We start from the raw sequence: 8,119 nt of genomic DNA, 5'->3' as shown, positions 1-8,119 counted from the left end.
TGACCCGCAGCACCTCAGCCAGGGTGGTTTGACCGGCCTCGACCTTGTCCCGGGCGTCATGGATCAGGGTTCTGAGCCCTTCCCGCTCGGCCTGTTTTTCGATCTCCATGAGGCTTCCGGATGACGCAATGACGTGGCGCATCTCGGCGCTTGGCAGCAGCACCTCGTACAAGCCGACCCGCCCGCGGTAGCCCGTGTTGCCGCACTCGTGACAACCCTTGCCGGCATAAACAGGCCCGCTCAGGCCTTCGAACACCGGTCCCAGCCGCGCCATTTCCTCTGCATCCGGCTGCTGCGGCGCCTTGCAGTGCTCGCAGTTGCGGCGTATCAGCCGCTGCGCGATCACGCCTTCGAGGCCATTGGCAATCACGAAGGGTTTCAGCCCCAAGTCGAGCAGGCGGGCCACCGTGGCCACCGAGGAGTTGGTGTGCAGCGTGGAATAGACCACATGCCCCGTCATCGCCGCCTGGAAAGCGACCTGCGCCGTGAGCAGATCGCGGATCTCCCCCACCAGGATGACATCGGGGTCCTGCCGCAGGGTGGCGCGCAGCACCGTCGGGAAATCCAGACCCACCCGTTCACGAATGAGCACCTGACCGGCCGCATCCAGGTAGTACTCCACCGGATCCTCGATGGTGACGTAGTTCTTCTCCGGGGTTGCAGAGTGCTGCAGCATCGAATACAGGGTGGTCGTCTTGCCGGACCCGGTCGGACCGGTCGCGAGGATAATCCCCTGCGGCAGCTCCGCCATATGCCGCAGTGCCACTTCACACTCGGCGTTGACGCCCAGGGCAGCGAGGGTCTTCACCGCGGCGTTGCGATCCAGGACCCGCATCACCACCTTCTCGCCGTTGATGGTGGGCAAGGTCGAGATGCGCAGGTCCACAATACGCAGCGGGGACTTGACGGTGATGCGCCCGTCCTGCGGCCGCCGGCGCTCGGTGATATCGAGCTCCGCCATCACCTTGATGCGCGAGACCAGGGGCATGATCAGATTCAGGGGGATTTGAATCTTGTCCACGAGAATGCCATCGAGGCGATAGCGCACGGCGATGTGCTTGGTGCGCGGCTGAATGTGAATGTCGCTCGCACCGAGCCGGATGGCCTCCAGGATGATGGCGTTGACCAGGCGAACCGCCGGCGGCTCGCCGCTGCCCTCCAGCAAGGCCTCCAGCGAGACGTCGTCGTCATCGTCAATGAGGATCTCGATGCCTTCGTAGGGGTCCGTGCTGACCAGGCTCTCCAGCTCCTCGATGGAGGCCCCGGTATCCCCGAACTCGCGCTGAATCGCCGCCAGGATCTGCGCCACGTCGGCGGTGACCGGCTCGATGCGCATGCCGAGGTTGAACTGCAGGTCGTTAATGAGCCCCTCATCCAGGGGGTCCGCCATGACCAGCATCAACTGCTGGCCATTCTGGCGCAGCGGCAGCACACGCTGCTTTTCGCAGAAGCTGCGTGGCAACAGGGTCGCGACAGTGGGGTCGGGCGTGAACTCCTGGAGGTCCACCCGATCGAACATGAACTCGTCGGTCAGAACCGCGCGGATGCGCTCCTCCGCCACCCAGCCACGATCAAGGATTGCCCGGATGGCCGGCTCCTTGCGGGACTGCTGGTGCTGATACAGCGTCTGCACCTGCTGTTCGGTCAACAGGCTCCGTTTATGCAGGACCATGGCCAGCTGGCTGCGGTTGGTGACGACGAGCTTCTGCAGCTGGTTGATCTGGCGGGCCTTGTCGCGATTCTGGGCCTGCAGGTGCTGATTGCGCTGCCGGAGGTCGTATTGCTCCAGTGCCAGGCCAACCGTGACGCGCAGGTCGTCCTCGTTCCAGGGTTTGAGGATGAACTTGTAGACCGCGCCTTCCCGGATGGCAGCCATCACGGCATTGGTATCGGCCTGGCCCGTCAGGAGGATGCGAACGGTGTCGGGATGCTCGTCCTTGATGCGCCGCAGAAACTCCGCCCCGTTCATGCCCGGCATGGCATAGTCGGTAATCACGACATGGTGGGTACGGCGCTGCAGCTCGGTCAGGCCCGCTTCGGCGGACTGCACGGTGACAATGTCATAGTTCTCGCGCCGGAAGACGCGCTGCAGTGCCCTGAGCACGTTGGGCTCATCATCGACGATCAGGATCCGATACGGCGCGGCAACGTCGTCGCCCTTGGACGAGTCGGTCGATTTCTCCGGCCCGGAGACGAACAGCGAGGCATACCGACTCATGGGGATTCACCGCCCCCGTGCAGCGGCAGACGGATACGCGCCGTCGTGCCGGTCTCCGGCCCGTCGCTGTGAAGCGCGATCCCGCCGCCGTGCGCCAGGATGATCTCCCGAGACACGGTCAACCCCAGCCCGACACCCGAGCCGACGGCTCGGGTGGTATAAAACGGGTCGAATGCGTGCTCCAGGGTTTCAGGCGTCATACCGGCGCCGCTGTCCACGACGGCGAGCTCAAGCCACCCACACTGTTCCTCGGTCCCGTCTTCACGCCGCGTCTCGATGGTCACCTCGCCCCGCCCGTCACAGGCCTGTAGGGCATTGATCAGCACTTCGGCCAACGCCTGTTGCATCAACTCGAGGTTGGCATGGAGCGCCACCGCGCGGTCAACATGGGTACGGAGCATGGCGGTCGAGAAGCCCCGCTCCTCCGTGCGCCGATAGACCTGCCCGAGCACGGTACCGAGCTGCAATGGCTCCATCTGCGCGCTGCTCGCGTCCGTCAGCCCACGCAACGCAGAGACGATGGCGCCAATGCGCACAACCCCCTGCTGACTCTCGTCAAGGAGATCGGGGAAATCTTCGAGCAGAAATTCCATGTCGGCCCTTTCCCATGCGGCACGCACATCCCTCAGATCAAAGGCCTCCGCCAGCCCCCGAGCCAGCACCCGCAGCTGCTCGACATAGCGAGTGGCCGAGCGCAGGTTCGCATTGATGAAACCCAGCGGATTGTTGACCTCATGGGCAATCCCCGCGGCAAGGTGCCCCATGGACGCCAGGCGCCGGGCTTCCGCCAGGCGCTTTTCGTTCTCCTGGAGCGTCTTCAGCTGGGCCTGAACGCGCTGCTCCAGGCTGGCGGCAAGGCATCGATAGCGCTCCTCCGAGGCCTGCAGCTGCTCGTTTTTTTCCTTGAGCCGGCGATAGTCCTCTTCCACTGCGCCGTGATGCAGGTCCGAGACCATTTGTATCCGTCGGGCCGTGCGCAGCTGAACCTCCACCATGCCCGCCAGGGCCCTGAGCGTTGCTGCGTCCGCTTCGGCGCAGCCCAGATAGCCGACGACTTCCCACTCCAGCTCCAGGGGCTGCCAATTGTCTGCGTCGCAGCCCAAAAACAGCTGACCATGTGCGTCCCGGATACCGATACGCCCGCCTGCCAGGGGCATCAGGGAGGACAGGAGTGCGTCGCCGTCGATGTATGCAAAGAGCTCCGACAGCGGGAGCTCCCGGTCGAATGGGGTGCCATCGCTTGGGCTTGCCGTCGTTTCCATGACCCGATTACCGCCCCTTCGCCAGAGTCAAGAAGCCATCCCGAATTTCATCCGCCGTGACGGCCACGGCGCCGATATCATCCAGCTCTCTTGCAACCGACTCCACGGAGCGCGCCATGAGATCGAGAAACGTCTGCTGGACACCCTGGCCCGTGAGCGCGGTGGCCATGTGCAGCGGCCACGGCGCCGCCGACCAACGGTCGCGCAGGTCCTTTTCGGGAACCGGATCGGGCAGGTCGCGCTTGTTGAACTGGATCACCAGCGGCAGGCGCTCGAAATCCAGCCCGACACGGCGGCAGTTGGCCTCCAGGTTCTCGAACGACTCCGCATTGTTCACGGACTGGCTCTTCGCCGAATCGGCCACGAAACACACGCCGTCCGCGCGGGAGAGCACCGCCTTGCGCGTACTGTCGTGGGCCACTTGCCCGGGTACGGTATAGAGCTTGAGCTTGACCAGCATTCCCGAGCGCGTACGAAACCCCACGGGCAGCAGGTCAAAAAACAGCGTCCGATCCTGACGCGTCTCGAACATCATGATCTCGCCCCGGCTCTGCGGTGAGAGCATGTCGTGCAACGCGACAACATTCGTGGTCTTGCCACTCAAGGCGGGCCCGTAATAAACCACCTTGAGGGTGACCCGATTCGAGGAAGCGTCGTAGTCGGCCATGAATTAACCTCGACCGGGCTCAGAGTCCCTTTTCAATGCGGTACATGCCGGCGTAGACGCCCTCTTCCAGTAGCCGGTCGCGCTCCTCGAAAGCCCTCGACAATGCAGCCATCAATCGGCTTTCTTCCCATGGCTTCTCCAGGAACTGAAAGATCCTCGCATCGTTGATGGCCCCGACCAGCGCATGCAGATCTGCATGGCCACTGAGAATCATACGCACAGCACGCGGTTGCAGCTCCCTTGCGGCGCCAAGAAACTCGACACCGCTCATCTCCGGCATTCGATAATCGGACACGACGACGTCAAATGTCTTGGTCCGCATGCGATTCAATGCCTCGGGGGCGCTGGTGTACATCTCGCAGATACACTCATCCATACGACGCAGGCTGCGCACCAGGCTCCGTAGCACGAGCGCCTCGTCATCGACCAACATGATTTCTCGCATCACACTGTTCCCGGGCCGTGCCGGCCGCTGTCGTCTAATCAATCGTCGCCGAAGGCCGGCAACTCCACGCGAAAACAAGTCCCCAAACCGACAGAGCTCGTCACGCTGATCGTGCCGTGGTGGCGATCAACGATCTCACGGATCATGGATAATCCAAGGCCTGTGCCCTTGCCTTCCGGCTTGGTGGTATAGAAGGGCTCGAAGATCGCCTCGAGGCGATCCTCCGGAATGCCGCAGCCCGTGTCCTCGACCTCTATGGCAACGCGGTCCTCGCCGGCATCCGCGGTGCGCACGCGAATCTCGCCCCCGCTATCCAGGGCATGGCACGCATTCATCACGAGGTTCAGAACAACCTGCGAGAGCATGGAGGTATCGCCAATAACGGGGCGAGCCGCCGACAGATCCGTCTCGATCTCGGCGACGTACTTGGTGTCGTTTTCCGCAATCCGCAGGGCGCGCTTGATCAGGCCGTTCAGCTCAACGGCCTCGGTGCGACCCTCAGGGGCCCTGGCGAAGTCACGCAGCGTCAGCGTAATGTCACGAATGATCGCCACACCGCTGCGGCTCTCCTCGAGCAGCGATTGGATGTCCTCGATAATGAACTCGGCGTCAAGGCGTTCGCGCAGATCACGCAACGCCGCACGTTGCTCCGCCGAACCCTGCGTCTCGATGAGCCGCGCACACCCGTCGACAAGCTCGACGAGCCCGGCGATGTACTCCGAGAGGGATTTCAGGTTCGACTGCAAATAGCCAACCGGGTTATTGATCTCGTGCGCCACGCCGGCGGCGAGCTGGCCAATCGAGGCGAGCCGCTCCACTTCCAGTAAGCGGTCGATTTCCTCAGGTGATCGGATGCGTGACTGCCGTGCCGGCACTGAAGCCCCCAATAACATTTGTCGGCGCCACGGTCAGCCGCCGCACCCCAGACGAACTTTGGACCGGGTCACCGCATGGATGCTGTGATAGGGGTCTCATATGCGGCAGAGCGGACTTGGAGGGCGTGAGCACGTTGGCGCGAGCGGGCACGAGTCCGGCCTGCCGATCGCACACGCATCACCGCAACTGGCTCCGTCAGACCCTACCGCTTGCAGACCCTGCAGGCAGGGCGTCGCGCCGTCGCAGGCATCCGCTAGTGTCCTGTCCCGCAAATAACGTTACGATTGTCGCGGCCCTGATGGCCCCTGGCGGCGTTGCGCCTCCTCGCCGTAGTCCCCGCTACGCCTCGTCGGCGCGCCTTGCCAGGAACCGTCAGGATCCACGCCAATTCTCGCAACGTATTTACGGGACAGGACACTAGGGCCGGATCCAGCGCGCGAAGCGGGTGCTACCAGCGAGTCGCACCGGAACGCGGCGTCGACCCCAGGCGCCCGGCTTGCCGGCGAAGACACCGGCGCAGCGGGTACCGCAGCTCAGGCAGCGGCCGCTGTCGTCAAGGCTCCACTCGGACAACTCGAACCAGTCACGGCCGATGACGCGCTCGCCGCAGTGGTGGCAGTAGGTGCTCTGGCCGGACTTGTCGAAGGTGTTGCCGGTGTAGGCATAGCGGATACCCGCATCCAGCGCGATGCGCCGTGCCCGTGACAGCGTCTCCGGGGGCGTGTGCGGGTGGTCCATCATCTTGAAGTCGGGATGGAAGGCGGTGAAGTGCATGGGCACCGCGCCGCCCACGTTCTCCAGTACCCACTCGACCATGGCGCCGATCTCGGCCTCACTGTCGTTCTCGCCGGGAATCAGCAGTGTCGTCAGTTCGAACCAGACATCGGTCTCGTGGCGCAGGTAGCGAATGGTGTCGAGCACCGGTCCCAGTTGCGAGCCCGTGAGTTTTTTGTAGAAGCGCTCGGTGAACGCCTTGAGGTCAATGTTGGCTGCGTCCATGCGCGCATAGAACTCCTGCCGCGGCTCCGGGCAGACGTAACCCGCAGTTACCGCCACGGCGTTGATGCCGCGCTCGTGGCACGCTTCGGCGATGTCGATGGCGTACTCGTGGAATATCACCGGGTCGTTGTAGGTGAACGCCACGCTCTTCGCGCCAAGGCGCTCGGCGGCCGCGGCGATCTGCTCGGGGGAGGCGCTGTCGGCGAGGGTGTCCATCTGCCGGGATTTGCTCATGTCCCAGTTCTGGCAGAACTTGCAGGCGAGATTGCAGCCGGCGGTGCCAAAAGAGAGCACCGAGCTGCCCGGCAGGTAGTGATTCAGCGGCTTCTTCTCGATCGGGTCCACGCAAAAGCCCGACGAGCGCCCGTAGGTGGTAAGCACGATCTGGTCGTCCTGGCGCCCGCGCACGAAGCAAAGGCCGCGCTGGCCCTCCTTCAGCTTGCAGTAGCGCGGACACAGGTCGCACTGGATGCGACCATCGTCAAGGCGGTGCCAGTAGCGGGTGGGGGTGCCTTCCAGTTGTTCGCGCGTCACGACGTAGCCTCCGACCCTGCTGAAGTGATCGGTTGTTACTCCTACATTAAGACAATGATCCGGCAGCCGGAGTTTTCAAGGGTGCGGCCCGCATTGAAGCGCTCCGCGCCCGCCCGCATATTGTAACTACACGACGATGAGGCGGGCGCTCATGGTAGACAGAACGCGCGTGCGACCACCCGCGGTGGCGGGGCAATTCTATCCGGCTGACCGGGAAAGCCTGCGGGCGCAGGTGGACACGCTGCTCGCCGAGGCGCAGGCCCCGGAGGGCGCCCAGGTTGGCGACGTACCCAAGGCCGTCATCGCCCCCCACGCCGGCTTCGTGTACTCCGGGGCGGTCGCGGCCACGGCCTACCGGCGACTGGAGCCGGGTCGCGGGCGTATCCGCCGGGTGGTCGTGCTCGGGCCCTCTCATTTCGTGTATGTCCGGGGTTTGGCGGCGCCGACGGTGCACTGGTTCGACACCCCGCTCGGGCGCATCCGTGTGGATAGCGACGGCATTGCCACGGCGCTGGAGCAGCCGCGGGTGATCACCGACGACCGCCCCCACGCGCGCGAGCACAGCCTGGAAACGCAGCTGCCGTTCATCCAGCGTGTGCTCGGCGATGTCGATGTTGTACCACTGGTGGTCGGTGAGGCCACGCCGGAGGAAGTCGGCCGGGTGCTCGCCGCACTCTGGGGCGGTCAGGAGACCGCGATTGCCATTAGCTCCGATCTGTCTCACTTCCACGACGACGCCACCGCCCGGAAGCTCGACCATGCCACCGCCACCGCGATCGAGACGCTCCGGGGCGAGGCCCTGGGCCCGTACGACGCCTGCGGCTACCTGCCCATCGCCGGATTGCTGTGGAATGCCGCGCGGCGGCACGCGCGTGTGCGCACACTGGAGTTGCGCAATTCCGGGGACGCCGGCGCGCCACGGATAAGCGTCGTCGGCTACGGCGCCTTCGAGCTGACGGAGGCGGCGGCATGAATGCAGGCGTCCGGCGTGCCTTGTGCGCGGCGCAAGGGCGCACAAAAGGCTACAGGCCCAGGTGGGCACACGGTGCACGTCGTCCGCCGCCGGCCATCGAACACGGCTTGGCCCACGCGGCCGCGATTGAGCCTGCCGCTTGCGG

General features: G+C 64.5%; 7 protein-coding genes. 1 reads left to right on the top strand and 6 read right to left on the bottom strand.

The genetic code is table 11. From position 1 onward, the window contains the following. The 6 genes from QZT63_RS08965 to amrS form a co-directional block, all read right to left on the bottom strand. Window positions 1-2,218 (bottom strand): ATPase, T2SS/T4P/T4SS family (locus QZT63_RS08965; protein ID WP_290650459.1); only part of this gene is annotated, 2,218 nt, incomplete at its 3' end. Continuing rightward, complete coding sequence (locus QZT63_RS08960; protein ID WP_290650457.1) at window positions 2,215-3,480, bottom strand: ATP-binding protein; 1,266 nt, start codon at window positions 3,478-3,480, stop codon at window positions 2,215-2,217. The genes QZT63_RS08960 and QZT63_RS08965, both read right to left, overlap by 4 nt. 7 nt (window positions 3,481-3,487) lie before the next feature. Continuing rightward, a complete protein-coding gene (locus tag QZT63_RS08955) occupies window positions 3,488-4,147 on the bottom strand; it encodes a GTPase domain-containing protein (protein WP_290650455.1) in 660 nt (219 codons plus the stop codon). A gap of 19 nt (window positions 4,148-4,166) precedes the next feature. Further along, on the bottom strand, window positions 4,167-4,580 hold the full coding sequence (locus QZT63_RS08950) for a response regulator (protein WP_290650453.1): 414 nt from the start codon (window positions 4,578-4,580) through the stop codon (window positions 4,167-4,169). Window positions 4,581-4,630: 50 nt separating this feature from the next. Next, the gene (locus QZT63_RS08945; protein WP_290650451.1) at window positions 4,631-5,467 is read right to left on the bottom strand and encodes an ATP-binding protein; all 837 of its coding nucleotides are present in this window, start codon (window positions 5,465-5,467) and stop codon (window positions 4,631-4,633) included. Window positions 5,468-5,885: 418 nt separating this feature from the next. After that, window positions 5,886-7,001: an AmmeMemoRadiSam system radical SAM enzyme gene (amrS, locus tag QZT63_RS08940; protein ID WP_290650450.1), complete on the bottom strand. Its 1,116-nt coding sequence runs from the start codon at window positions 6,999-7,001 to the stop codon at window positions 5,886-5,888. A gap of 151 nt (window positions 7,002-7,152) precedes the next feature. Here amrS and amrB point away from each other — a divergent pair, with 151 nt between their 5' ends. Then, on the top strand, window positions 7,153-7,974 hold the full coding sequence (amrB, locus tag QZT63_RS08935; RefSeq protein ID WP_290650449.1) for an AmmeMemoRadiSam system protein B: 822 nt from the start codon (window positions 7,153-7,155) through the stop codon (window positions 7,972-7,974). The last annotated feature ends 145 nt before the right edge of the window (window positions 7,975-8,119 follow it).

Origin of the sequence: Aquisalimonas sp. (assembly GCF_007120195.1) — a bacterium.
Taxonomy (GTDB): Bacteria; Pseudomonadota; Gammaproteobacteria; order Nitrococcales; family Aquisalimonadaceae; genus Aquisalimonas.
The sequence above is the reverse complement of the archived record's forward strand: the minus strand, read 5'-3'. Positions and strand labels throughout refer to the sequence as shown.

What these genes read in the sequence shown, in the direction of transcription:
- QZT63_RS08960 (WP_290650457.1), bottom strand. Translation starts at nt 3,480, where the DNA reads ATGGAAACGACGGCAAGCCCAAGCGATGGCACCCCATTCGACCGGGAG.
- QZT63_RS08955 (WP_290650455.1), bottom strand. Translation starts at nt 4,147, where the DNA reads ATGGCCGACTACGACGCTTCCTCGAATCGGGTCACCCTCAAGGTGGTT.
- QZT63_RS08950 (WP_290650453.1), bottom strand. Translation starts at nt 4,580, where the DNA reads ATGTTGGTCGATGACGAGGCGCTCGTGCTACGGAGCCTGGTGCGCAGC.
- amrB (WP_290650449.1), top strand. Translation starts at nt 7,153, where the DNA reads ATGGTAGACAGAACGCGCGTGCGACCACCCGCGGTGGCGGGGCAATTC.